Here is a 26424-nt window from a genome sequence, read left to right as displayed (position 1 = left end):
ATGCGTCCCCTCAAATGGTTTTCGCCTATCGAATTTCTTAATAATAGTGTCCAATATGATTGACAAACCTACATTTTTTAATATGTACGGGGCTGTACTCGATTATACAACCCATATCTAAAAGAATTATCTCATATCGCTTGGTATAAAATTTAATAATGCTCCCGCTGCCTGTTCCAGCAAATATTCATATAATTCTTCTGAGCTCGTTATGAGGTAAATCTCAATAACACCGTTTCGCTGCGGAATGCCAAAGAATAATTCGCCGTTCTCATCGCGCTTATAAATAAAATCACGGATAATACCGTAGCGATCGAGCATAACCGTTTCAAGCATTTTCAGCAAATCATTCTGCAAATTACCGCCGTGTATGAACTCATTTGTTTCTTCTAAAGATAAATTATTAACCTCGCAGAATTGCCTGCATTTGCAAATACCGAAATCCAAAGCATTAACTATTGTCATAAAAGTCTTTTTTGTGATCATCATTTACTTCCACGTTAATTTTTATTAAACTCGTCAATCATCCTGCAATACTCTTTTTCCTCGCAGTCGATATAATCCATAGCAAACTGCTCCGCTTCTTCAAGACTGTCTTTCAGCAGTTCAAAATCAACTGCCACTGAAAAAACATCGATTTCGAGTTTTTCGGATTCATCCGCAAAAACTTCAATAGTGAAGCCCTCACAGCGAATATCATTTCCGTCCTTGTCCTCCCGATGCAGATCAGTATCGGGAGTAATCTTCACATAAAATCCTTTGTATTTCATTCAACCACTCTCCTTAAAATCTCATCTGCATATCGTCGTCAAGGTCGTAATCTTCAAATTCGTCCTCATACAACTCGTCATTTACGGAATGTTCAAGGAACAGCGAATTTTCCAAAGCTGTTTGAAGATATTTTTCATCCAGACCGTTCTCTCTGTAACCCTGTAAAATCGTATTGTAGTACTGCTGACTTGGCGGAGAAAGTTCCCCATAATTCATCAGATATGCCATGCCTAAGACTTCTTTGCCATCCAAATCAAAAGACATTTTTTCCTGTCTGTAAAGCCTCGGATAGCCCTCATAACGGTTTAGGGTAGGCAAATCTCTTTCATCAAGCTCCCAGATAAGAACAGGAACACTTGTACCCTTGCTAGGCACAATAGTCGCAACGCCTCTGAACTCCAATTCATAATCCTTGATCTCCGATGTTCCCACAACCTTTGAATGCGGACACCGATATGCCATTTGTTTAAGATTGATGTTGCTGCCATAGGCAATGTATAGCTGTTTATTTTTCATTTTTACCTCCGATCACATAGACATTTCCATGCCCATTTCTTCATCTTCTTCAAAGTCCTCACATTCGCTCTCTGACGGCTCGAAATTTTCATCGGGTACATTTTCGTTTAACTGCTGAACCTCGCTTACAGGCTCGACACGCTGCTCACGGGCGGCTTGTCGTTCTGCTTTCAGCCTTTCACGTTGTTTAACGGCATCTTCGGGATGAAGCCACGCAATATTACCCTCAAGATGTGAAAGCAAGTGCTTGCGGCAGTTTTTAAACTCCTGCCCGTTCAGACCTATTCGGATAAGCCATGTACGGAACGTATAGCGAGGATTTTCACTCTGTGTCACACGGGAACTTGCTGATTTCTGAGTCAGAGCCTGATTGCTGACTGCCAGAACCAGTGAAATATATGCCCTGAGAACTCCTGCATTCAGGCAACCGTTGAACGCTCTTACCTCGATATTGTTATCTGTAAACACTGGGTGTAAATTCAGGCAACGATACCGTGACGGATCGTAATGTGAGTGATACTCACGGTCATCGCCGTACCATAGCCTTTTTATCGTCTGCAAGTCAGTTGGTTTTCTTCGGTTAAGTTCTTCAAGAAAACGCTTGTCCACTTTTCTGCAATAATGCTGCTCACGATCCGAATTTACTTGCAAAGCCTGATAGAGCATATCCTCTTTACTTGCAAAAATGTTTACTAAATTACGAAGCTTTTGCGCGTTATATGGAGCAAAATCAATATGAATATGGATTCCTGTTGTTTCGTTGCAAACGCCTCCGCTTCGGCGAATAGAACGAACCACTTCCTGAAGCGTCGCCATATCCTCGTATTCCAGAATAGGAGTTACAAGCTCGACGGAATACAGCTTGGAAGCCGGATTCCCGTTTTTATTCGTACATCTGATACTTGCATCGGACATGATTTTCCAACGCCTATTTTTACCGTCGTAAACATCGTATCTGTCATAACTGCCGCCGTAATGCTCGCTCAAGCCGCCTAAAACCTTTGCGACCGCTTTTGCCGCTGCCGACCTTGTTAAGCCTGTGCATTCTACTTCCACACCGAAACGCTGAGTTTTTATCCCCTCAAAATTGCCTGCCAAATAACCAGCTCCCAACAAAAACAGCTTGCAGATTTTCTCCGCAAGCCGTAAATTTTAATCGTTATTCAATTTCCGTTCTGACCTCGTAACCGCCTTTGAAAATAACCAGTATTTCGGTCTTGCTCAGTATTTTTACGCACTCGATCAGCTTTCTTATCAGTACATTATCAAAGGTTTCCAACTCAAATTTCTCATGCTCTATCATATCCATAATTTTATCAAGCTTTGCCTGAGTTTCTTCTGAAGTCTTGTTCTGTGATTTCAGCATTGTAAGCCGCTCACTTAAGCCTTGTTCTTCAGCATACAGTTTTGCAAACTCGCTGTCAAGCTTGTCCTCGTCGCAGCCGCCCGAAGCTATTAAGTTGACTAAATCAGTCCTTGCTTGATCGATCTCTTTCAGCCGCTTTTCTACGGAAAGGATTTCTTCCTGTCCCTGACATTCCAAAACCGAACCGATATTTGCTTTCAAAATCCTCACAATATCGTTACGGCAGGAATAGTAATTGTTGATCGCCCTGAGTATTCCTCTATGCAGCTGTTCTTCCTTTATAGTGGGTGAATCTGGACAATATTTTTTGCCATGCTCCAATCGGCTCAGACATCTCCAAACGATTTGCTTTTTTCCTCGAGCCGCCCAAGTGGTTCTTCTGTAAGGCGTACCGCAGTGTCCGCAGATAAGAAGCTCAGACAAGGCATATTTGCTGCTGTACTTGCCTTGTTCCGTAACCGTTTTATCCGAAATCTTCCGTTTGGAATTGCGTCTTGCAAGCTCCTGCTGGACTCGGTTGTAGGTGTCTCGGTCAATTATCGGATCGTGATGGTTGGTCACAAGATACATCGGACGTTCGCCGTGATTTTTCACAACTTTGTGAGTGATACAGTCGGAGGTAAACGTTTTTTGAAGGAGCGCGTCGCCTACATACTTTTCGTTCTGTAAAATCCTCGTTATTGTATTGGTCCGCCATTCCGTGCTACCTGTTTTGGTATGTATGCCTTTGACGTGCAATATCAATGCGATATTTTTCATCGAATGACCGTCCAGAAACATGGTGTAGATCAGTTTTACCGTTTCGGCTTCTTCGGGGATTATTTCCGGCTTGCCGTCCGCTCCTTTTTTGTAGCCAAGCAAATGCTTGTACTGAAATTGTACCTTACCCTCACGATAAGCTTTTTCTTTTCCCCAGCTTACATTTTTACTTATCGATTCACTCTCAGCCTGAGCAAAACTTCCGTACAGAGCAATCATAAATTCTGAGGTCATTGTCAGCGTGTTTATGTTCTCTTTTTCAAAAATAACTCCGATTCCCAAGTCTTTAAGCTGTCTGACATATTCAAGGCAATCCACGGTATTTCTTGCGAATCGGCTTATGGATTTTGTGATCACAAGGTCGATTTTCTTGTTTCTGCACATACGGATCATGCGGTTAAACTCGGTACGCTTTTTTGTCTGGGTGCCAGAAATTCCTTCGTCGGCAAAAATTCCTGCCAGAGTCCATTCTTTCTTTTTGTTAATAAGATCTGTGTAGTATGCAATCTGAACCTGATAGCTGTTCTGCTGTTCCTCCAGTTCGGTTGACACTCGGCAGTATGCGGCAACTCTTAATTGGTGGTATTTATCACGACTTTCCGCTGTCTGCACTTTCGCAGGAATTACTGTTACATTCGGCGCTGTGCTCATTTTCGATCTTCCTTTCCGTTATATTTTTAATTCTCACTCCGTTGATAAGCTCAACCTCTACGGTACAAAAATGGCTTATACAAATTCGTGAAACACACGCTTTGAATAAGCCAATATCCAACGTATTTAATTGTTCGTGATTTTCAAGCAGAGCCTTGATTTTATCTGTTTTCTGAGGGCTGTCATTGTAAGTGCAGCAGTCGTATTTCATCTCAGCAAGTTTATAAATCTCTGCTTTAGCTCTGTCAAAATCTACTTGGATTGAATCGGTCATACGGTTGATTTCATTTTGCTGACGGACTATATCGGCAGTAGGTGAATAAATGCTGATCTCGCCGCCGGACTCCAATAAACTTGGATTAGCTATTGCAGAATTCAGAACAGTCAGCACTGCTCCGATTATCATCTGATCAGTCAGCTGATATTCAAATTTGCAGCAATCGGGATTTCTGCAATCCCAATGTTCATATTTCGAATTGCCGCCAATTCTTGAAAGTCTGTGACCACATTCGGCACAGTATGTACGATTTCTGATTTCCTGTAAATCATCGGATATCAGATTAAACGTAGTTGCTTTCCGTATCCGCTTTTCATTTGCTCGTCTGAAAATATCCTCGGCGATCAACTGCGGATATTTGTCGGTACCGAGATACTTCTCATTTTCGATTATCCGCTTGACCATATTTTTGTTCCACTTATCTGAATCTGTATTGTAGCGAATTTTCTCACTTTCCATTAGCTTGGCAATTTGCAGTAGGCTTTTGCCTGAAAGATATTCACTGAAAATCGTCGCAACAGCGCATACCTCTTTGGGATCAGTTGTTATCACTCCGTTCTTCATGCAGTAACCAAACGGTATTACTCTGTTTTTTGCCATATTAATGTCACCTCCGCTTATAACAATACCACAAAGCCTTTGAAATAGCTATATCCAAAGGCACTAAATCTATGATAATGAATTTGTCTATTTTATCTTTTCTTTAAATTTCAATCCGCCGATCAAGTGAAATTCCAACTCATGTTGATTGATTACAACGATCCTCTCAACTATACTCTCAAATGCTGATTCTTCAAACTTGGTTATTGGCTTATCGCGCATTTCAAAAAAGTCGATTAACATTTCGATCTGATTCAGAGTTTCGTCCTCGTCATCGGAGCGTGTAAGCTTTTTCAGATCTGTTTGCAGCTTATTGATTTTTGCCGTAAGCTCCGTAGTCTGCTCAATGTATTTAGCCTCGTCCAGAAATCCTTTTGTTTTCAGCCTTGCGAGGACGTGAGTTTGTTCACGAAGCTTGGCGATTTCTTTGTGAATGTCCATCACCTGAGTTTTGCCGCTGAATTTTCTGAGCTTCAAATCCTGCAATGCTGTTTGCAGCGGTATAAGAACAGTTTTGTAATTGTACAGCAGTTTATTGCATAATCTCACAAATGCTGCATAAATTTTGATATCGGCGATTCGTCCATTGGAACAATCGCTTGCTTTGTTATTATGGGTCCGGCATGTCCAAAATACAGAGTTTTTACTGCTAACACATTTATATGTTGCACCGCATTTACTGCATAAAATTCTTTTAGATAAAAAATGATTGTTATTGATATACTCTCTGTGTCTTTTATTCAACAACTCCTGTACTGAATAAAATATATCTTTATCAATGATTGGCGTATTTACGGACTGAACATAATACTTGGGCTTTTCTCCACGATTACGTTTTTGCATGGTTGGAAGCGTCTCAGTTCTGTATTTTTTCTGAAAAAGCGCATCACCAATATATCTTTCATTAGAAAGAACATACTTTACACTTGATGCGTGCCACCGTTCAGCTGTTTGACTGCTCGGAACAGCCATGCTATTAAGCGTATCAGCAATTGCTTGCAAACCATAGCCCTCATTGTACCAGTTAAAAATTTGTTTTACAATTTTAGCCTGTTCCTCATTTACAACAAGCGTGTCATTTTGAACGGTATATCCAAATGGGGGACATGAGTTTCTATATGTTCCATTTTGCATTCTCTTTTTAATACTCCACCGCATATTCTGTGAAATCGAAGTGGATTCCTCCTGCGCCAAACCGCCCATGATCGTTATCATCATTTCATCGGTCATGTTGGCAGTATCAATATTCTCTTTCTCAAAATATATTGTGATACCAAGGGATTTCAGTTCTCTTACGTTCTTCAGACAATCCCTTGTATTTCGGGCAAAGCGGCTGATTGACTTGGTGTAAATCCTGTCGATCTTACCCTTGCGGCAGTCCTTTAACATTCGCTGAAACTCGTCACTCTTGTCCTCACGGGTTCCTGTGATACCCTCGTCAGCATATATGTCGATGAGTTCCTCTGTTTCCGAATCCTCAAAAACCTGACTGTAATACCTTGTCTGAGCCATAAAGGAATTGAGCTGATCTTCGCTGTCGGAACTTACTCGGCAATATGCGGCACAACGTATCTTGACTGCTTTTTCTTCTGCTATTGTCGGCTGTATAACCGTTACTGTCGGCATTTCCTCACCTCCGTTTTACCAACAAGGATACCACAAATCTTTTCAGAAAGGTATCACCAAACCGGACAAAATTACTTGTCCGAATTTGACATATTTTCATCTGCCTGCTTTGCCGCAGTGCAAAGACACATTGTGATTACTCCCGCTGTACCGCCTGCAAGCAATCCAATAATAAATCCTAACATTTCTTAACCCCCTTATGCTGCGTCCCTTGAAGACGGGAACTGACCGTATATATCTTCCGTATTTTTGCTGTTAAAATTCTGTTTGTCGGCTGCTTCAAGAATTTCATCAAGCTTGTCCGCAAATACTCTCGCCATAAAATCGCTGTATTCTGCTTGTCCAAATTTAGTCATCAAAATCAACTCCTATACTTATTTTCATCGCTTTTTCTACTTTTTCCATAAGTTCAAAATCAACTGAACCCACGTAACTTTTCAATCGGTATCTGTCTATCGTCCGTATCTGTTCCGCAAGCACGATTGAATCCTTGGGCAATGTTTTTGAACCTCGGATATGAATATGAGTGGGAAGATAATGCTTTTTTGCCGTCGAAAGCGGAAGAACCACGATCGTTGGGCTGTGCCTGTTTCCCACATTATTCTGTACCACCAGCACAGGACGAATACCGCCTTGCTCTGAGCCGACAACGGGATTCAAATCAGCGTAAAATATATCTCCACGTTTAATCAGCATTTTCATTCACCTTTTTCTTTGGAACGTCAAAGCCTTTTCTGTATCTTACACAGCTATGAAACGGACAGAACAGTACGTCTGTATTCCTGTCATACCACACACAGCCTTTGCATGGGTGATTATCTGAAAGCTTTATGCACGGGATTCTAACATCAATGCCGAATCTACTTGATTTTAGCTGAAAGTCAAATAGCTTCGGCGTTTCTTTTTCTTCTGATATATCATTCATACTATCAGCCTCCTGTTCTTGTGAATTTAATATGTAAATGGCGGTCTGCTATAACGCAAACCGCCGTATAACTTCGTTTTGCCTTCGTCTGATTCGTTAGTTTCAGACGATTTTCCGTGATATTTGTTCTCAACGACCGTCACGGCGGAACTCTGCAAGCTGCGGTCAGCGTAACCGCATCATGGGCGTTTCACCCGCTCTTTTAGCCCTCATTGGGAAGTATCATTATCCTCACACGTTTCATCGCCGACTTTGGCTGCTGTCCAAAGGTCTGTGACTTGTCTTTATCGCTCGCTTTTTCAAGGTCATGGCGGACATCACATTTGGCTGCCGAGATTTCATACCGACCGTGTGATTAACGTACTTGCAGAGTTGATATTCGGTTGTCAAGATTCTGTCGAGAAAATTCTCCGAATTAGTTTCATCGATTTTCCCCTTCACTACTTACTGGCAACGAAATTGAGATTTGTAAGGGATTTATTTTTCGTTTTCAAATAATTTCAGCACTTTCACCAAAATACGATGTACTTTTTCGTGCATTGTTTGTCTGGTAACACTATATTTCATGGCAAGATCATTCTGACTTTTATTCATCCAAAAAAGCTGATAAATAATTTCACGTTCGTATGGCTTGAGTTTTTTCATGACCTTTTTGAGCTTTACCAAGTCATGTTCCAAGCCTAACTGCTCTAAGATGCGCTCCTCAAGCGGAACAACTGTACTGTCATTGAGAATCTTCTGCTCGTAATTTCCGCCGTATGTATACTGTTCCAGCGAAACCGGAATAACCTTCTTCCAGTTCCTATCCTTTTGCGTATATTCTCCGTGATCCTTCTTGGAAAAGTGATCCGTATACTGGCTTTCCTCACATTCCAGAACGCTGTCGCCGAAGCTGATAAACCAGCGGTTTTCATCTTCCTTGGCTTTGAGGTATTCTTCCTCTGTAAATTCGGAATATTTTTCGCTTCCGCCGTTTCTGTTGTATTCAAAATATTTTGTTTTCATTGTAAGTCCTCCGTTTTGATTTTTCTTGTTTGAATCAAAACGAAGGCTTACGGATATTTAGCGGTTATACACAGCCACTTTACTGTATAAAACATAATTGTCCTTTCTCCCGATACTTCGGTATAAGGACACAAAAAACGGAGTCTGCATTCAGCACACAGACTCCATTTTGCCTGAAAAAAGGCGCACTAAAGAAAGGGTACTGAATATGCTGCTTTGCATTTTGCAAAACGACCATATTTTGTATCCTCAGCCCTAATGCATATCAGGCGTTGAATATTGATCTAATAAAAAAAGCCGTCGACAAGACAAACTCCTTTCGGAATCTATCCTGCCGACGGCCTCTCATGTTAATTGACATTAGTCAATAGGTTTGGATAAACCAATCGGTGATCAAAGTATGTGACCCTGATAAAGGATTTACACGCAGCGCTGTTTCAGCCCGACCTTACCGTCTACACACCGTATTTTGTTTTAATATTCGCTGATATTTTCAAATATCTCGATAATATCGTGATGCCTGCCTTTTTGCTTTCTCAGCATTGTTATATGACAGCGTTTGCATTCAACTCTGGTAATATTGCTTTTGTTAGGATATCCCGCTGCTATTTCTCCGCAGTTCGGACAATGCCAGCGTTGAAGACGAGCGAATACGTTCATACCGCCCGGTTCATCTTCCCCTGCAGTTTTATATATTTTCATTCTTATCTCCATATTCTTATTAAAGATTTTTTATGACATTTACAGCGACGCCCTGAATGATACAGTTATCCACGTAGATATCATCCATTTCGCTGTTTTCGGGATGAAGACGTATTCTGTGATTTTCCGGGTAAAAACGCTTAAGCGTAGCTTCATCATCAATAAGAGCGACCACTATATCGCCGGGTTCAGCACAGTTCTGCTGTCGGATAAGCACCAGATCACCGTAATCTATCCCTGCCTCAATCATGGAATCGCCGTTGGCTCTGAGAAGAAAAAAGTCGCCTCTGCCAAACAAAGAAACCGGAAGTCTTACGTATTCTTCGATATTTTCTTCTGCGAACTTCGGAAGGCCGCAGGAGATTGAACCAAGAACAGGAATTTCTACAGTTTCGGAAAGCGTTTGCTTCCGGCGTTTTGTAACAATACTGCGATGGCCGCCATAGTCCAGTTCTCCGTTTGCTTTCATTTCCTGCATATAGCGGCAAATGGTAGCGTCAGACAGTTCTGTACCGACTGATATTTCCTTTATGCTTGGCGATGAGCCGTAATTTGCCGTATAATCGTCTATAAAAGCTATAATTCTTTTGAAATATTCGGGATTCTTGTGACGCATTTTTATATGCCTCTCTAACTGTAATATTCATTTCGTTATGCATATATTATAACTCCTATTGAATTTGATGTCAATAGATAAAAAAAGAGGTGCACAATTACTTATGCACCTTGAACACACTTTCTCCCATTTGCACAAATCGGTCAACTGCTTCTTGTGGAGATTGTATACATATTTCACCCCGATACTGAAATACCCAAGCATAAAACGTAGGACTCAGCTCGACATTTATCTTTACAGTGAAAAAATGTTTATCACAGCTATGTGTTTCTATATCATCGCCGAACTTATCTATTATTGCTTTCATATGTTTGTTTTTACATTTCAGCGTAACGGTCTCAAGTTCTCCGCTGAACATTTTAAAGGTTTGAGCTATAAAGTCTTTCAGCACAAAATCTTTCGGACACGGTATTGCAATGCTTTCCATAATGGATATATTCGCTAATCTGTCTATTCGGAAAACCGTTATATCCTTATGCTTTTCACAATACCCCACCAAATAATACCTGTCATCATTCCACACGGCGGCATAAGGACTGACCGTATATGTATATCCGTTATGCTTTAAAACCTTTTCTCTTTTTTCGTTATATTCGTAATATTGAAACCGGATTTTCCTGCACTGTGTAATAGCTGTATTTATAGCGTCGGCATAATATATGCTTTTATTGTCCGCTTTATTTTCGTTCGGCTGCTGAATTAAACTCTTTATCTCATTCTTTTGATAAACACTTAACTGTGAAAACAGCTTGTCTATAAGCTCTGCTGATTTTTCTTCCGAAATAAACTGTGCTGCGTTTGCGGCGTCGCAGAGCATTTTTATTTCTGCGGACTCCAATCCTCTGCTTCCGATAAAATATTTATTCTGTGTACTTTTATCGCAGATAACATCATAGCCTGCGTTTCTTAACCTTTCGATATCCGCAGGAATAGTATTTCTGTGAGCTGCCACGCCTTGCTCTGCAAGTTTTTCAATAAGCTGATTTGTTGTCAACTTATGATTTTCGTCTGTTTGTTTTATGAGGATTTGGAGCAAAGCCAGAAGCTTATTCATATTTCACCTACTCAAAAGTATTCCGTAAATGTCGTCGATATTAATTCTTTTTCCGCTGACAAACACTATCGTGCGTTCATATTCGTCAATTATTCTGACCCTGTCGTTCAGAGTCACATAAGCGCCTCCGGATTTCTTTTCGTCCGAAATAAAATATTCTACCGTGATTTCGGGCTTAACGTCAATATTATCTTTTATATATTGAAGTTTTGCGTTAATATCATATATTCTATCTTCATCAAGTTCAATCTTTTCATCTGTAAGCCTTGCAGTTTCCTTGATCTCGGAATCATAGCCTGTAAGAGCCGCAAACGGGGAGAACTGGGATGCACGGTTTTCCCGAGACATTCTCGGATGTTTGCTTGAGGTATGGTGAGGAAGATTGATTATATCCGCATAGCGGCTATCTTTTTCATTATTATCATGCATATTTTTCATCTCTAAAATCAGATTTTGATGTTCTTTTTAAGCCCTTGTTTTAATAATTCATCTTGAACTTTTAATACTTTTTTCTCAATATCTTTAATCTGCCTATCACTGGTATCTAATTGAGTTAGCGGTTTATTGTCCTTAATAGCACCTAATTCTAATTCTTTATATTGCCCACATCCCAGAACACTTTTCTTATCGTCAATCGTTTCTACGACACTAAACTTCAGAATAAAATCATCATTTTCTATATCATCTTTTTCCAATCCAAAGTAACTTGGATTCTCATAGAGAGAGTATAAATGCACGCCGCATCTTGATGCGATCCATACGGATTCACCTATATATAGGCAAACTTTATTTTTGGTTATTCTATTTTCAAGCTCAATCATATATACGCCTGCACCGACAGCGCGTGTATCCATTCCATTATTTGTTTCAAAAAAATCTATTCTCATTTTGTATTTATCCAGCACCTTTCATAATATAACTCTTCAAATCCTGAATTTACTACTTAAATATTTTCACGCCTTATGCCCTCCGACCTGACCGTTGCGCTCGATCGTCGTAGCGCCCTCCTCAAAGTTCATACCTTTCAGAATAGCGTTCTTGCCGTACTTCTTTTTGATTTTCAGCATGGCTTTCTGCATATTCTCCTCACGTTCAAGCCGCTTACTTTCTTCTTCCCTCTGTTTTTCAAGAGCCGCATAATCCGTAAACAGGTCAAGCTGTTCATAGCTTTCTTCGTCAGCTATGGATTGTTCGGGGACAACATGATTTGCAACCACATACATTCTCCGCACCATAAGACTTTTGTCAACTATTTTGTCATACAACTCCGAAACCTTATCAAGAATTAATTTAGTAGACGAAGTGAACCTTCCGATATTTATTGAGCCGTGAGCCGATTTCGGAATTTTCCGTCCGTAACGGTCTTTACTTACCGTACCCTTGTAGTTGTCGGGAACGCCCTCGTGATCGTAACCAACCGTCAGAACCATCTGATCTGTCACCAGCCCCTTGTCCACCAGATCAAGCACAAGCAGATCGGTCATTTCACGGACGATAAGCCTGCCTTTTTCAAAGCTGTATGGGCATTGAAGTACCTGTCCTGAACTGATACTGTTGTTTTCGGGCTTGTACGCTTTGATGTCTGCAATGGTACAAGGCTCCCAGCCCCATGCGTGATCTATAAGCAGCTCGGCGTTTACTCCGAACAGCTTGTACAGCAGATCCTCGTTGTATATTGAACACTCAGCAATATCGCCCATTGTGAACATATATCGTTCCTCAAGCTTTTTGGCATATCCTTGTCCAACCCGCCAGAAATCAGTCAGAGGACGGTGCGACCATAGCTGTCTGCGGTAGGACATTTCGTCAAGCTCTGCGATTCTTACTCCGTTTTCGTCGGCAGGGTTATGCTTTGCCACAATGTCCATTGCGATTTTTGCAAGATACATATTTGTTCCTATTCCTGCGGTGGCGGTTATTCCCGTTTCCTGAAGCACCTCCCGTATCAGCTTCATTGTCAGCTCTCTTGCCGTCATATCGTAAGTGCTCAGATAACCTGTTGTGTCAATGAAAACTTCGTCTATTGAATAAACGTGGATATCTTCTGGAGCAATATATCGCAGATAGATGTTGTATATCTGCGTACTGACTTCCATATAGTGTGCCATCTGCGGAGGTGCGACGATATATGAAACCGCAAGTGACTTATCCCGTTTCAGTTCGTTATCGTCATAGGATTCACCTAACAGAAATCCTCTGCATTCCCTTTGGCGCTGATTATTTACTTGCTTGACTCTCTGCACTACCTCGAAAAGTCTTGCACGTCCGGGTATGCCGTATGCTTTCAGCGACGGCGAAACGGCAAGGCATATTGTTTTTTCGGTACGGCTTTCATCGGCTACCACGAGGTTTGTGATCATGGGGTCAAGTCCACGTTCTGTACATTCTACCGAAGCGTAGAACGATTTTAGATCTATGGCGATGTAGGTTTTTTCAGACATTTTTGTTCTCCGTAAGTTCGTTTAGCAATGCGGAACAGCCCTCGTAAATATCCGCAAACGCAACATCAAACCGTCTGCTGTACCAAGGGTCTGAAACATCATCGTTTCTGCCTGCATATTCAAGCAGCTTGTGTATTTTGTTTTCGGGATCGTCTTTAAAAATACGTCTGATATTTCTCACATTATTAGAGTCCATAACCACAAACAGATCGTATCTATCGTAGTCGCTCTTTTTTAGCTGAATGGCATATTTTCCGTCGTCGCAATACACATTATGACATTTGAGTTCTGCTCTTGCAGGAGGATAAACAGGATTGCCGATCTCCTCCGTACTTGTTGCACTTGATGCGATCACAAACTGCGATGTAAGATTTTCTTTTCTCACAAGGTCTTTCATGATAAACTCTGCCATTGGCGAACGACAGATGTTGCCATGACAGACAAACATTATTCTAATCATATTATTCTCCGCTGTTACTTTTTAATGCCGATAACATTCATTGAATTTAATTGTATCCATTATATCATGTTTTCAACGATTTGTAAAGAAATACTGGCTTCAAGCCGCTATGTCATATCTAACTGTCAGTTGTTATAAATTCCTTTTAGTTTGTGTAAATTACCGAACAAATAATATATACTATTAGTCAGAGAATACAACTGTTAGTGAGGTAATATTATGGATTTGAAAACTGTCGGACAAAATATAAAGAAATACAGAATCGAAAAGGGAATAAAACAGGAAGCACTTGCTGAAATGGCTGATCTGACTCCGAATTATATCGGAATGCTTGAGCGAGGCGATAAAACTCCGTCGCTTAATACTTTGGTCAATATTGCAAATGCGCTTGGAATCACATCAGATATGCTTTTATGCGACGTTCTTAATGCAAGCTATGAAATAAAAAGCTCTCTTGTCCTGGATAAAATAAACAATCTTCCGCCAAAAGAACAAAAGCGTATTTACGCTGTGATAGAAACTCTGCTTGAATTTGCAGAATAATAAGCGTTTTTTTACAAAGTCTGTGCAAAACCACAGACTTTGTCTTATTTTTATTGACTTATTACTGTTTTCATGATATAATAACTAACAGTCATATAGATTACCATTAGTTATATAAAAGGAGCAGCATATTATGAATGTAATAAAACAGGTAGCCAAAATACATAACGTATCAGAGGAAGAGGTCAGACGTGAAATACAAGCTGTAATTCACGCTGCAATGCAGTCAAAAGATCCCCAGGTACAAAAACGCTGGGCAGAAATTTGTAAAAACGGAAAAGAACCTACTCCTGAGAAATTGATACGTTATTTAAGCCGCAAAGTATGCAGTAATTTAAATCAATAACAGAAAAATCCGCCTGAAAACAGACGGATTTTTTTATTTATCCGAATACCATATCCTGTATTCGATCATTTTCTGTTCCAGCTCCAGCTGACTTGCCGTACATTTTTGGTATATAGACATAGAGAGGCGCCGTCTGCCGAAGAAAAGCAGACGGCATTTATTTATATGAAAAATGCAACCGTATATGCGGTATGCACTTATTGATTTCTGAGTTTATCTCTTATGCTTATTTTCTATTTCTTTATTTTGCTCTATATCGTCATTTTGCTTGGCTGCCAAACATAATGCTGACGTAAAAAGCGTTATTGTTCCGCCAAATATACTGCCCAAGATAAACCAAAGCATTTACATTCCTCCCGGTCTATATTCAAATAAAATCCAGATATACACTGAGCAGTTCCGCATATTTTTCTGATTCATGCAATTTAATCAATGCTCTCTTTTCCGTAGCATATATACTTTGCTTCGATAAATTGAATTTCTGTGCAATTTGCTTTATTGCGCATTTACGGCGGTTAATTCCGTATCTCATATTCAGAATGATCTCATGTTTATAAGGCAGACTTTACATAGCTTCGTTCAGCAGATCGTTAAACTCAGGCGTACATATCTTTTTGAGCATAAGTTTTTCTCCGTCATAGCCGACTTTAAGTTCTGATATTTCATATCGTGAGAAATCATTGTATTCAAATATATATTTTTGAAGTCTGTTTTTTATATCGGAAGACATTGAAGACATTAAAGTAACCTTCTTTATATTATGTTCCGCTAAATCTACGGCTCGCTGTGCTGCCACAGACACGGCTTCTGAAAACAGCTCGTCCAAAGGCAGTCCGCTCTGCTTTGCCGCTGCCAATGAATACATCAGCGCTTTTTTCATGTACAGCTCAACATATCTTTTTACTGCGGGCATATCTCCGCCTTTAAGTCTGTCGACGGTATTTTTTATTTCTTTATTTGAAGAAGAAATATTACGTACATATTCAATTACGCTTTGCATTTCCGGGCAGATAGCTTTGCAATGATCATAAATTTCTTCATAATTTATTTTATCCAAGCTGCGTCACCCTTACTTGCAGATTTCTACAGTAAAATTACCGTCGTTATCAACTCTGAGCCTTAACGTCTTTATATATCTGTCGTAGAAATTTTCCATTTCCTTTTCGCTTGCGCTGATCCTTGCTTCTTCATAAATTTTCCTTACCAGTTCCTTTCCGTTTAGGCTGATGATTTCGGGCAGATATTTTTCAAGACAGCTGAACAATACCGCTTTTTTCAGTTCTTCAATATTACCCGAACAGAAGTCGTCTATGGAGCAGTAGTAAATATTATGCTCCGACAACGCTCGTTTGATAGCCTGTCCGCATTTGGAATGTTCATACATTACCAAGAACTCCGCTTTTGTAAGGGTTGATATGAGTCCCCAGTAATCGGAATCGCTCGATACTAAAATAAAGGACGTTATATTATTTTCATAGTAATCGGTACACACTCCCGCCGTCATCTTTATATCTACCAATGATTTCTGATCGGTGACCCGGTTGACTTCTATGTGTTCTATCGGTATTTTAGTGAATTTTTCAAGCCAGTCCCATCCGCTTGTCGTATGATAATCGTCATATAAAACTATTTTTTCTATTTTCGATAATTCATCCTGATTGAGATTTTTCAGAACGCTGTACAGCTTATATACGTCCGAATTTTCGCAGTCGACTGCAATTGCCGTTTTGTAGCTGCGGTCAATAAAATCATATATATTATTTTTTGTTTCGCTGTGAGCGTCCTTGTATTTTGTAAAATCGGTAAAAATATCGTTATGCTGCCTATATATTATACCTAAAAATTTACCGTCCGTATAAAGTATGCTGCCGTGATCTTCGGGTTTCCAATGAATATACATCTGAAACGGATAGTATTCTATATTTTTCATATATATGTTGAATTCACTTTTAAGAACGCCTTTTTTCGTATACTGAGGTATTACAAATAAATCCTTAATGTAGTTCCAGTTTACCCAATCGGGGAACAACTCGAAGCAGTTATCAATATTTGCGCTAATAAGCCCTGCAAGGTCAAGCATATATTTTTCAGAGCGGTAATTTGGTTTTATTATCTCAAATCCCCATTTTTCAAGCTGCTTTATATTATCCTGATCGTAAAAGTCCATACTGTTGAGATTTTTCAGATTAAACCTCATTTCATCGTCGGTCTTTTTGAATTTCTGCATAAGCGTTGTACGAAGCTTACACAAATACCTGATTATCGAAGTTTCCTTATTGACGTACAAAGTCTGCAAAAGTTCGTGATACTCTTCGCCGAAGCATTGCTCCAATATATTCTTTTTCACACCGATCATATATCCGATAGTTGTTACTATTTCTTTGGTGTCTACTGTCATATGCACCGCTCCTTTCTGTTAATTATTATATCAAAAAAATTATATGATTACAACTCCCATAGTTTTCTTATTTCCTCGTTACGTTTTAATTTTCTGAGGGCTTTTTCTTCGATGCTTATTATTCGTTCTTTATCTACATAAAACATATCAGCAATTTCCTTAACCGAATGCTTTCCGCAAAGGCTTAATCCATATTTCAGCCGAATCACTTTCTGTTCTCTTTCGGTCAAGGCGCTTATAACGTTTTTAAATGTTTCCTTGACATTCTTCCAATAAATACGATCAATAATATATTTTTCTCCGTTATAAGCAATGTTATGCCTGTGTTTACAGTAGTCCTCGTAGGAAATGGGCGGTTCGGTATAGTAAAGAGCCAATTCCACCTCTTTCAGCTTGAGCCCTGTTACCTCGCTTATTTTTTTAGACATATAGTAATATGAGTCCGAACTGTATTTTTCCTTTTCGGCTTTTACTATCTCTACGGTTTGGGCAAACTGCGCAGGCAAGGGGATATAACTGCTGTTCTGACGGATATATGTGTTAATACCTTGATGGATTCCCGAAATAATATAGCTTGAAAACAATCTATTCTTTTGAAGATCGTATCGTTGGACATATTCAGCAAGTCCTATCACTGCCTCGGAAAATATTTCGTCCAACGGCAAAGAGGTTTTCTCGGCTGCATCGAGTGAAAATCTCAACGCTGTACGCAAATACATTTCAATCATTCTGTTTGTGGCTTTGGAATCACCGTTTTGTTTTCGCAGATACAATTCCTTATATTCGTTTGCTCTTGGCGGATTTATATGACTTATTTGTTCTACCAAATTCCTCATATCGGGACACAATTCTATACATCGTTTATATACTTCATTGTAACGCTCATCAATTCTTTTAAACGCTTTCACTTCCTTTTTAGCTGAGTCAATATTCATCAAATTACTTCCTTGATATGCATTTTCATTTATTTTCGGGTATAATATTTATGGTTGAAGTACTTTTTCGCATATTCAGTTACTATCAGCAAAAGGCAAGAAAACCCACGCAAATACGCAGGTTTTCTATTGTTTTGACTGTAAATTTGACGGTTTAAATCATGCCGAAAAATTCAGACGGCTCACGTATTTCCTCTTAATTTCGGCAGAAGAATGCACATAGCGGTTCATGGTAATTGAAACGTCAGCGTGACCGAGCAGCTCGCTTAATGCTTTTGGATCAAACCCCTTTTCAACGCACATAGTTGCATAGGTATGTCTGAGCGAATGGAAATTCATATCACGAATTCCGCATTGTTTAAGAACTGACTTGAACCTGTTCTGCATAGTTCTCGGTTCAACAGGTGTTCCGTATCCGGATAAAATATATGAATGCGCCGAACCTTTGAATTTAATCAGCTCCTTACATACAAATTCAGGTATTGGCACATCACGAACGGATGTGACGCTTTTTGGTGAACCTACAACGATCTCCGTCGTACCGTCATCATAAGAGATACGCTGAATCGTCTTGGTTACGCTGATCTGTTCATTTTGGAAATCGATATCCTGCCTTTTTAAGGCGCAGAGTTCTCCAATACGAAGTCCGGTATACAGGCAAAGCAAGATACCTATATTGGTTCTATCCGGATTATACATAACATACTGTTTAAGTCTTATTCTTTCGTATTTGTCCAAAACAGCCTGCTCGTCGCTGTTTTTCTCTATTCTTGGCAGCTTAATGTTCTCGGCAGGATTTGAAAAGTTATACTCATTATGAGCATAGCTGCATACCGATTTCAGAACAACGATCACATCTCTTACAGTCTTAACCGAAAGTCCTCCGCTGCCGTCCTCTCTGCCCGATACGAGCAGTTCGGACATATATCTGTTTAACATTTGCTTGGTAAGCGCGGTATACCGAATTCCCCCAAACTCCGGATAAATATGATTATTGAGCAGATTACGGTAACTTGTATAGCTTGCCGCTTTGACCGTCAGCTTTTTCTCAGCAAGCCATTGCTCTGCGATATCCCTGACAATCATTTTATTTTTAGACTGTTCCTGTGTATTCTTTCCCGAATAGACCTGTGCCATTTTCTCCTTGACCTCGGCAAGGCTGTGACCGTAAACGTAGCGGTATTTCGTCTTTCCGTTTTCTTTATATCCAACAGATACCCTGCCTTCAAAGCGGCCGTCCTTGCGTTTATAGATATTACTTCCTCTTTTAGCCATTAACATTCCTCCAATCTGACTGATTTTCTGACGGTTTATTTTTTAGTTTTCAGTATTTTTTTGCGCATTTTATGATTTTTTCTTCGAAAAAAGGTTTACATTAATTTGAATTTGTGATATAATAGTATCTAAATCAGCATAAAAACAAGCTAAAATATGTTTCGCATAGTAACTGAATATGCGAAATAAAGGCGCGTACCTCCGAAAGTACGCGCCTTTTAAGCTATATATACTTGGTATTTTTTAGTCTGACGGTTTAATTTCTTATTTGTATAAAAAAAGCGACTTCACCGATGAAGCCGCTTTTTTATATTTAAGCTTATTTAATTCGCTGGATTAATCTTCTAAGATGGTCTGCGTAAACTCAGCTGTATCAGCATTTACAGTTCCGATAATTCCGTCAGCAAATTCAAATGCAAATAACTCAGAATTAAAGTTCTTGATTGTAAGAACGTCCTCGCTGTCATTGATAGAAATTATCAGATAACCGTTTTCATTAATACTGAATGTTATCATATCCAACGTAATCTCGTTGAGAACGATCTTGTTTTCACCGTCATTATCTTCAACAATATCTGATCCGTATCCTATTCCGAATATGTATGTGTCGTTTCCGTTGCCGCCATATAGATAGTCGCTGCCAACACCTCCGTCCAGAACATCGTTTCCTTCTCCGCCGTTAAGCGTATCATTTCCTCCGTCACCGTGAATGACAACACCGTTATCACTCCATGCGGACATCCAGTCGTCATATTCTGTTGCGTGTACCTGTTTCAGCGGATTTTCTTCACTGTCATATGCATATCTTGTTCCGTCTGCAAAGTTCACATTGAAATTTCTGTTATCCTCAAATGTAAAGTAACCCTGAATGATCAGCTTGTCCTCAATACCTTCGAATGTAATGGTAAGATCATTCCAGTTTGTTCTGTAAACTGTTATCATATCCGCCGAAATACCGCTGCCGAATGAGATCGTGTTGACGCCCTCGCTGTCGCTGATGGTATCTGTGCCGTAACCGATATTAAAGATGTATGTATCATTTCCTGATCCGCCATATAGATAATCGCTGCCTTCGCCTCCGTCAAGAATATCGTTTCCGCCGCTTCCGTAAAGCTGATCGTCTCCGATACCTCCGTACAGCTTATCTGCGCCGTTTCCTCCGTTAAGGCTGTCGCTGCCGTTTTCTCCGATAAGAGTTACACCCCTGTCGTCCATAGCTGCGATGTAATCGCTGTTTTCAGTTCCGTAAATAGTCCTCAGAGGACTGTTGGACGCGGTTGCGTGAAGCTTAGAACCGCCGTTAAACGTAAGATAGAAATTTCTGTTTGCCTCGGAAGTGAAGAATCCCTCGATCACAAGCTTATCATCAGAACCCTCAAAGGTAACGGTAATATCGTTCCAGTTTGTACGGTAAGCCTTTATCTGATTTGCTGAATATCCGTAAATCTCAATAGTATTCGTCCCTTCGCCGTCGTCGATAGTATCTGTACCGTAGCCTTTTTTGAAAATATATGTGTCGTTGCCTGCGCCTCCGTAAAGGAAGTCATTGCCTTCACCGCCGTCAAGAACATCGTTTCCTGCGTTGCCTGTAAGTCTGTCGCTGCCCTTATCTCCGTAGAGAAAGTCGTTTCCGTTGCTGCCTACAAGCTGATCGTCGCCGTCCTGACCGAGTTTTGTAATGCCATCCTCATAAATGGAGATCATATACTCGCTGCCGTCAGTGCCGTAAATAGTTCTGAGAGGACTGTTCTGATCTGCTGCTTCTACGACAGTTCCGTCGGCAAATACAAGTGTGAAGTTTCTTGCCTCCTTGCTGATGCAGTAATTCTTAATGGTAAGAGTATCCTCAAAGCCGTCAAAGGTAATGAGAATATCGTTCCAATTGGAACGGTATGCCTTGATGCCTCCGGCGATGAAACCGTCTCCGAACATAACAGTGTTAACACCCTCACTGTCCATAATGGAGTCGGCGCCGTATCCCGGCTTGAAGATATATATGTCGTTTCCGCTGCCGCCGTCAATGAAGTCATTGCCTGTTCCTGCGTCAATTATATCGTCTCCGTCTCCGCCGTTAATGTAGTCGTCTCCCGAACCTCCGAAAATCACGTCGTTTCCGCCGCCTGCAAGAAGTTGATCGCTGTCTGAATCTCCGAGTATATACTCGTCCATGCCGGAACCGATTATTCTGTCTCCGCTTTCTCCGCCTGCGATAACCGTTTTATTCTCATTAACGATATAGTCGTAGTTTTCCGAACCCGAAAGGAACTCTTTTTCTTCTGCTGTAATGTTATCCTTAACGGAGATTTCCTCATCTCCTATACGAAGAACATAGTTATCGGGATTTTGCTTAAAGTCTGTGATTATGAGTTTATCGTCGGTATCCCTTATACTGATAACAACATCTTCGCCCACCGAATCGATACGAAGGTCTGCAAGAGAAACTTCGTTCGTGAGCTTGATAACAGAAGTACCCTCGGTATCGTTTATTACATCTGTACCGCAATTTTTGCCGAAAATATATGTATCGTCTCCGAAACCTCCATAGAGTAAGTCGTTTCCCTCGCCCCCGTCAATAATATCGTTTCCTGCACCGCCGTAAACAAAGTCGTTTCCGTTTCCTGCATAAATGGTATCGCTGCCCTCGTTACCATAGATAATGTCGTCACCCTTGCTGCCGTAAACGGTATCGTCACCGCCGAAAGCGTGCATAACCGAATCATCTACAACTGCCTTGAGGACATCGTCGCCGTTACCGCCGTAGATATGTCTGAACGGACTGCCCTTATCGGTAACGTGCATTTTAACTCCGTTAAATTCAAGATCGTAATTACGGTATTCCTCACCTTTGCGGAAATCCTTGATAACAAGAGTATCGTTTGTACCCTTTATTGTTATAGCTGCATCGTATTCATCTGTGCCGTTTACAAGAATATCGCTTGGTTTAAGTCCCTTGAATCTGAGAGTATTCAATCCTTCGGAGTCGATTATTGTATCGTTTCCATAGCCCTTTGCGAAAATGTATGTATCGTCACCAGAGCCGCCTTTCAGTGTGTCATTACCTGTTCCGCCGTCGAGAGTGTCGCTGCCTTCGCCGCCAATAAGTATGTCGCTGCCTGAATCTCCGTACAAGATATCGTTGCCTGCTCCACCACTAATAGCGTCGTTTCCGTTGCCGCCACGGAGATTATCGTTACCGTTCTCACCGAAAATGAAATCAATTTTGCTTGTACCGCTATACGAATCATTAGCTTCTGTGCCAAGATATGTGTTACCTGATATTGTTGATTCAACAATATCCGCATAATTCTCTGAATAGTGATTACTGTAATCAGTAAAGCATGATGTTCCGTTGATCTTATCGTACGACTTGAGATAAACGCCAAGGTCATATACTAAGTAATCAATATTTTCTCCCTCAGCAGCTTTTTCATCAAATATATAATTTAAGAACTCTAAGTTTAGATTCTTGTTGCCATTCTCGTCCTCGTATTCGTAAACTGCATTCAGATAGCCGCCAAGACCACAGTACATATTAAGAATATTGTAATACTGATTTTCTATGTTTGTATATATATCCTTTAATATTGAAGCTGCATTAGAGTTCGGATTTGAACCTCCTACACCCTCAAAATCACGTCCCATGAACTGCTCGATCACGTGCAGATCTCTTGCGTCGATATTGCCGCCTCGGCTGTTGATTGAAATACTTTCGGAATCTGTTAATTTATAAAGAATCTTTTTCAGGCAGTAGCGTTTCATAGTTATATCTGTAGATTCGCTGAATCGATAGCAAAGTTCAAGTAATTCTCCGCTTTCATCATCATTGATAGCCTGAATTATATTTGGGACATTACCCGCTGTAACCACGCCGTCCTGAGTTGTATCAGATGAATTTACAGGGAACCAGAACTCGCTGATATCCACCATCGATACAGTTCCGTTTTTGTTAATTGTAACGCTTGCTGATTCTGCAATGCGCGTACCTGTTTCTTCATCTACAAAGCTGACTTCCGAATGTTCAAGGCTAATAGAAACAATGCCTGTTTCATTTAAAGTTTTAAGTTCATTTGATTCGGATTTTCCGTTATGGTTAGCGTCTATCCACACTCTTAGATCAGCAAAAGCAATGTCATTATTATCAATTATTCCATCGCTGTTATCATCAAGTTCTGCAAGTGCTTCAAAGCCAGATTCGGATTTTGAACCGTCTTTAAGAATTACCTGATCTCCGAAAAGCTCTCCGCCGTTATCAATATTTCCGTTTCCGTTTCTGTCTAACGCTAAAAACCCGTCCTCTGTACCTATCCATGCTGTTTTCTCTGCAAATCCGTTATTGTCAAGGTCAAAATTTACACCGTGTTCAAGTGAACGCAGTTCTATGCCTGATTCGCCTAAGTCTATTATGAGAGGATCACGGGGTGGCTGGGCTTTGCCTGCTCTGTCATAATTACCGGATTCCTCTTGAATTTCTTTCATTAATTCATCTATTTTTTTTGCGTCATTTGCAAGCAATGCTTGTCTTAATTCTTCTGCAAATTCTTCTCCCATAAAAACTTCCACAGCTAAAAGAAAATCATCAACAGCTTTATTTACTTCTTCTGGGTTTTCAACACTTTCAGCACTTGCTACAATTGGATTTAGTGTAATCATAAGTGTTGTACATGCCGCAGAAATTGATTTTGAAACACTATCAAGCTTGCCGGATGTTGCCAATTTAATTATACCAGCAGCTGCACATAATCCACCTAAAGCTGGTATACTATACTTTAGTACCGTTGCTGTATCTATACTTGTACTGCTGCTTTTCTCTTGTTCCCATAATTCTAATTCACGCTGTAAGATTTCTTGATTTGCGCTTTCATTTGCATAAGAATAACTTGGTGAATAGTTTGGTGAATAACTTGGTGCAAAGTCCGGCGCAAAACTTGGCGCAAAGTCCGGTGCAAAACTTGGTACAAAACTTGGCGATGGAGCGAGACCAGAACCATTACCAAGATTTTGATTAATTTGATACCAATAACTTAAAAATGTCGATCCAAATAACCACCAAAATGGTGACAGATCGGGAACATCAGACAGATTGTCAAGTTTATAATCTGGAATTCGTATAAACCAGTAAAGTATTAATCCACTTGGAAGATATGCAATTAAAATCACATACTTATGAGATGTGTCATAAATACCATCAAAACTAATATCAAGACCCTCAAGTTGACTTATATCAATATTACCAAGTTTCCAACTAAATTTTTTATAAATATCCGCTAAGCTAAGATCACCCTTAATATATGAAATATTTTCATCACTATAAGGTGTATTACCATATCTGTGTTCGGTTATCCCATCTTCCAGTAAAGTATTATTTACATACCTGTCGAGTTGAGTTAGACCTTCAATCATTTTGGAAGGTTCCAAATAAGAGCCTGGTTTCACTTCCCAAAAATAAGCAATATCGTTTTCAACATCCTCAAAATATAAATCAGCTCTTCCAGTTCCTGTTTTGTTTCCAACTGGAGCTTGTCCAGATTTAAAGGTAACTGTATGTTCATCTGTAATATTATCTTTTTTATATTTATCAATAATATGATCTTGAACATCATGATGGAACTGACCATAAGGAGGCACTATACCATCTCTTTTAGCCCTATTCCAATCTCCAGTTATTGATGTTAGTAATACTGCATCCTCTTTCGATTCTTCTTCAGTTCTATTGTCTTCTGATATACTTTCTTCTGCTGAAACAATCAAAGAAGGAAAATTTGATGTTGTTACCACTGATAGTAATAGTGATACTACCAACATAAATGAAATTAATTTTAAAAATTTTTGATGCATAATAACCAGCCTTTCATTTTATATTTCTAACCCAAACGATTTAAGAGTTCGAATATTGTCTGTTCTGCGCTTCTTTAATTCTGCCGTTACCTTTGTGTTTAGTTTTGCATCATTCAACATTTGGTCACGAATGATAATTTGCTGTTGTACCTTCTGACGAAATCTATTTTTGTAGTCATTAATATCTGTTGCTCCGGAAAGGCCGGAAAGGCCTTTCTCAACTTCTTTTACTTTCATTGCAAGAATATTTTCCATATATGGCGTAATATCACCTTTGTAACCTGTCTTTATCAGTAAAAGGCCTTCGGAATAGTAATAATGAGGTTTTGTGTTAAATTCCTCTAAATCGCAGCAAATATCCATTGGGGTTCCAAGTTTGTAAAAATGCTCTATGCAGTTGTTGAGATTGATTGCTTCATCAAAAATCGGCAGCATAACGTTTTGGGTTACATTAAATGCATTTTTCATACCATAAATGTCGTCTGATTTATATAAAAAGTGTACTATACTTTTGCTAAAAGCTCCTTCAAGTGACTCAGTACGAACAAACCAATCCATACTTTTTCCCCATACATCACATACATATTGGACTGCACTTTCCATTACATCATCATCAATCTCAGGATTTAATGAACAGTAATAATGATGATTGTTTTTCAGCCAACACTCCGGACTCTTTGTAAAATCTATCGTTCGCCTATAAAGTGAAACAACTCCACCTAAAATTTCAAAAGACTTATAACCTGTTTTTCGTGTCCGAAGCTCTCGATATGTCAAAATATGCAGTATTTCATCATTTACCACCCGTACAAAGTAAGTAAGTTTAGCAACTTTTATTTTTACAAAACCCAACGGTTCAAGAGCTTCTCCGAAAACCTGTTTAAATGCGGCATTCAAAGACAGGGTTCTTTCATTCTTCTTTTTGAAAAACATCGGAATAATATTTGTATCTTTGTCTGCTTTGCTTTCAAAATCCTCATAATCAGAAACCATATATTTCGGCTCAATTCCCAGCACGGAAGCTGCTTCGTACAAAGCGTCCTCAACAAAGACTTCGTTCTTGTTCCATATTTCAGAGATCTGTTCCCACGTTTTTCCCGGAGCTAAAATCGGCTCCCAACATTCACGTCTGCCTTTCGGCGAATGTTCTTCGTCAAACTCGGAACGTCCCACCATCACCGTATCGTGGACATCAGCCCCGGTATGCAGTTCAATATACGTCCAGTCGCTGTCTACAACATCCATGCTGAAACTGCTTGTTTTCATTTCCGTCGCCGTCTGTTTAGCGTCGGTCTTGACCCGATTAGTATCGTCCCTGTACGC

Annotated in this window: 28 protein-coding genes; 2 read left to right on the top strand and 26 right to left on the bottom strand. The window is 39.9% G+C overall.

Going from position 1 to position 26424, the window contains the following annotated elements; all coding sequences use genetic code 11:
* Positions 1–126: 126 nt before the first annotated feature.
* The 19 genes from AB5123_RS11360 to AB5123_RS11270 all read right to left on the bottom strand — a co-directional run bounded on the left by AB5123_RS11360 (position 127) and on the right by AB5123_RS11270 (position 13769).
* On the bottom strand, positions 127–486 hold the full coding sequence (locus tag AB5123_RS11360; protein WP_117865066.1) for a hypothetical protein: 360 nt from the start codon (positions 484–486) through the stop codon (positions 127–129).
* 14 nt (positions 487–500) lie between these two features.
* Complete coding sequence (locus tag AB5123_RS11355; RefSeq protein WP_118053002.1) at positions 501–770, bottom strand: hypothetical protein; 270 nt, start codon at positions 768–770, stop codon at positions 501–503.
* Positions 771–783: 13 nt separating this feature from the next.
* On the bottom strand, positions 784–1287 hold the full coding sequence (locus tag AB5123_RS11350; RefSeq protein ID WP_118052999.1) for a gamma-glutamylcyclotransferase family protein: 504 nt from the start codon (positions 1285–1287) through the stop codon (positions 784–786).
* Between the two features lie 12 nt (positions 1288–1299).
* Positions 1300–2385: an amidoligase family protein gene (locus AB5123_RS11345; protein WP_368364839.1), complete on the bottom strand. Its 1086-nt coding sequence runs from the start codon at positions 2383–2385 to the stop codon at positions 1300–1302.
* A gap of 61 nt (positions 2386–2446) precedes the next feature.
* Positions 2447–4063, bottom strand: a complete 1617-nt coding sequence (locus AB5123_RS11340; RefSeq protein ID WP_118052997.1) for a recombinase family protein — start codon at positions 4061–4063, stop codon at positions 2447–2449.
* On the bottom strand, positions 4002–4940 hold the full coding sequence (locus tag AB5123_RS11335; RefSeq protein ID WP_117865058.1) for a recombinase family protein: 939 nt from the start codon (positions 4938–4940) through the stop codon (positions 4002–4004). The genes AB5123_RS11340 and AB5123_RS11335 overlap by 62 nt, the downstream gene beginning before the upstream one ends.
* A gap of 87 nt (positions 4941–5027) precedes the next feature.
* Positions 5028–6566, bottom strand: a complete 1539-nt coding sequence (locus tag AB5123_RS11330; RefSeq protein WP_368364838.1) for a recombinase family protein — start codon at positions 6564–6566, stop codon at positions 5028–5030.
* A 71-nt stretch (positions 6567–6637) separates the two neighbouring features.
* Entirely contained in the window at positions 6638–6751 is a 114-nt protein-coding gene (locus tag AB5123_RS11325) for a DUF3789 domain-containing protein (RefSeq protein ID WP_117877047.1), read from the bottom strand.
* 12 nt (positions 6752–6763) lie between these two features.
* Entirely contained in the window at positions 6764–6922 is a 159-nt protein-coding gene (locus AB5123_RS11320) for a hypothetical protein (RefSeq protein ID WP_178182115.1), read from the bottom strand.
* Entirely contained in the window at positions 6915–7262 is a 348-nt protein-coding gene (locus AB5123_RS11315; RefSeq protein ID WP_117864168.1) for a type II toxin-antitoxin system PemK/MazF family toxin, read from the bottom strand. The genes AB5123_RS11320 and AB5123_RS11315 overlap by 8 nt, the downstream gene beginning before the upstream one ends.
* Positions 7252–7491 carry a hypothetical protein gene (locus AB5123_RS11310; protein WP_195246793.1) on the bottom strand — a complete coding sequence of 80 codons (240 nt, stop codon included), beginning with the start codon at positions 7489–7491 and terminating at the stop codon, positions 7252–7254. Before AB5123_RS11310 ends, AB5123_RS11315 begins: the two co-directional genes overlap by 11 nt.
* A gap of 477 nt (positions 7492–7968) precedes the next feature.
* Positions 7969–8496 carry a hypothetical protein gene (locus tag AB5123_RS11305; protein WP_368364837.1) on the bottom strand — a complete coding sequence of 176 codons (528 nt, stop codon included), beginning with the start codon at positions 8494–8496 and terminating at the stop codon, positions 7969–7971.
* A 474-nt stretch (positions 8497–8970) separates the two neighbouring features.
* Positions 8971–9198, bottom strand: a complete 228-nt coding sequence (locus AB5123_RS11300; protein WP_242991976.1) for a hypothetical protein — start codon at positions 9196–9198, stop codon at positions 8971–8973.
* A 19-nt stretch (positions 9199–9217) separates the two neighbouring features.
* Entirely contained in the window at positions 9218–9814 is a 597-nt protein-coding gene (lexA, locus tag AB5123_RS11295) for a transcriptional repressor LexA (protein WP_117865045.1), read from the bottom strand.
* A gap of 97 nt (positions 9815–9911) precedes the next feature.
* Complete coding sequence (locus AB5123_RS11290) at positions 9912–10868, bottom strand: YafY family protein (RefSeq protein ID WP_117865043.1); 957 nt, start codon at positions 10866–10868, stop codon at positions 9912–9914.
* A 3-nt stretch (positions 10869–10871) separates the two neighbouring features.
* The gene (locus tag AB5123_RS11285; RefSeq protein WP_117865041.1) at positions 10872–11297 is read right to left on the bottom strand and encodes a hypothetical protein; all 426 of its coding nucleotides are present in this window, start codon (positions 11295–11297) and stop codon (positions 10872–10874) included.
* Between the two features lie 17 nt (positions 11298–11314).
* Positions 11315–11755, bottom strand: a complete 441-nt coding sequence (locus AB5123_RS11280) for a hypothetical protein (RefSeq protein ID WP_117938848.1) — start codon at positions 11753–11755, stop codon at positions 11315–11317.
* A 66-nt stretch (positions 11756–11821) separates the two neighbouring features.
* Complete coding sequence (locus tag AB5123_RS11275) at positions 11822–13309, bottom strand: DNA methylase (RefSeq protein ID WP_368364836.1); 1488 nt, start codon at positions 13307–13309, stop codon at positions 11822–11824.
* On the bottom strand, positions 13302–13769 hold the full coding sequence (locus AB5123_RS11270; RefSeq protein WP_117893383.1) for a low molecular weight protein-tyrosine-phosphatase: 468 nt from the start codon (positions 13767–13769) through the stop codon (positions 13302–13304). Before AB5123_RS11270 ends, AB5123_RS11275 begins: the two co-directional genes overlap by 8 nt.
* A 219-nt stretch (positions 13770–13988) precedes the next feature.
* Between AB5123_RS11270 and AB5123_RS11265 the strand changes: the two genes are divergently transcribed.
* Positions 13989–14312 (top strand): helix-turn-helix domain-containing protein, encoded by a 324-nt coding sequence (locus AB5123_RS11265; protein WP_117865034.1) that lies wholly within the window; start codon positions 13989–13991, stop codon positions 14310–14312.
* A 133-nt stretch (positions 14313–14445) separates the two neighbouring features.
* Positions 14446–14658, top strand: a complete 213-nt coding sequence (locus AB5123_RS11260; protein WP_117865032.1) for a sporulation initiation factor Spo0A C-terminal domain-containing protein — start codon at positions 14446–14448, stop codon at positions 14656–14658.
* 213 nt (positions 14659–14871) lie between these two features.
* On the opposite strand, the gene AB5123_RS11255 is transcribed toward AB5123_RS11260, so the two are convergent.
* The 7 genes from AB5123_RS11255 to AB5123_RS11225 all read right to left on the bottom strand — a co-directional run.
* Positions 14872–15003, bottom strand: coding sequence for a DUF3789 domain-containing protein (locus tag AB5123_RS11255; protein ID WP_117865030.1), 132 nt, complete (start codon positions 15001–15003; stop codon positions 14872–14874).
* Between the two features lie 220 nt (positions 15004–15223).
* Positions 15224–15715 (bottom strand): hypothetical protein, encoded by a 492-nt coding sequence (locus AB5123_RS11250; protein ID WP_368364834.1) that lies wholly within the window; start codon positions 15713–15715, stop codon positions 15224–15226.
* A 12-nt stretch (positions 15716–15727) separates the two neighbouring features.
* Positions 15728–17056, bottom strand: coding sequence for an NYN domain-containing protein (locus AB5123_RS11245; RefSeq protein WP_118157849.1), 1329 nt, complete (start codon positions 17054–17056; stop codon positions 15728–15730).
* A gap of 47 nt (positions 17057–17103) precedes the next feature.
* On the bottom strand, positions 17104–17991 hold the full coding sequence (locus AB5123_RS11240; protein ID WP_368364833.1) for a sigma-70 family RNA polymerase sigma factor: 888 nt from the start codon (positions 17989–17991) through the stop codon (positions 17104–17106).
* 159 nt (positions 17992–18150) lie between these two features.
* On the bottom strand, positions 18151–19266 hold the full coding sequence (locus AB5123_RS11235) for a tyrosine-type recombinase/integrase (protein ID WP_368364832.1): 1116 nt from the start codon (positions 19264–19266) through the stop codon (positions 18151–18153).
* Positions 19267–19602: 336 nt separating this feature from the next.
* The gene (locus AB5123_RS11230) at positions 19603–23916 is read right to left on the bottom strand and encodes a calcium-binding protein (protein WP_181984448.1); all 4314 of its coding nucleotides are present in this window, start codon (positions 23914–23916) and stop codon (positions 19603–19605) included.
* 1203 nt (positions 23917–25119) lie between these two features.
* The coding region (locus tag AB5123_RS11225) for a hypothetical protein (protein ID WP_368364831.1) at positions 25120–26424 on the bottom strand (1305 nt) is incomplete at its 5' end.

The sequence above is a fragment of the Ruminococcus sp. RTP21204st1_B2_RTP21204_210225 genome, from assembly GCF_040914135.1.
In the GTDB taxonomy this organism is placed as follows: domain Bacteria; phylum Bacillota; class Clostridia; order Oscillospirales; family Ruminococcaceae; genus Hominimerdicola; species Hominimerdicola aceti.
Note: the sequence above shows the minus strand (reverse complement) of the source record. Positions and strands in the feature narration are given on the sequence as shown.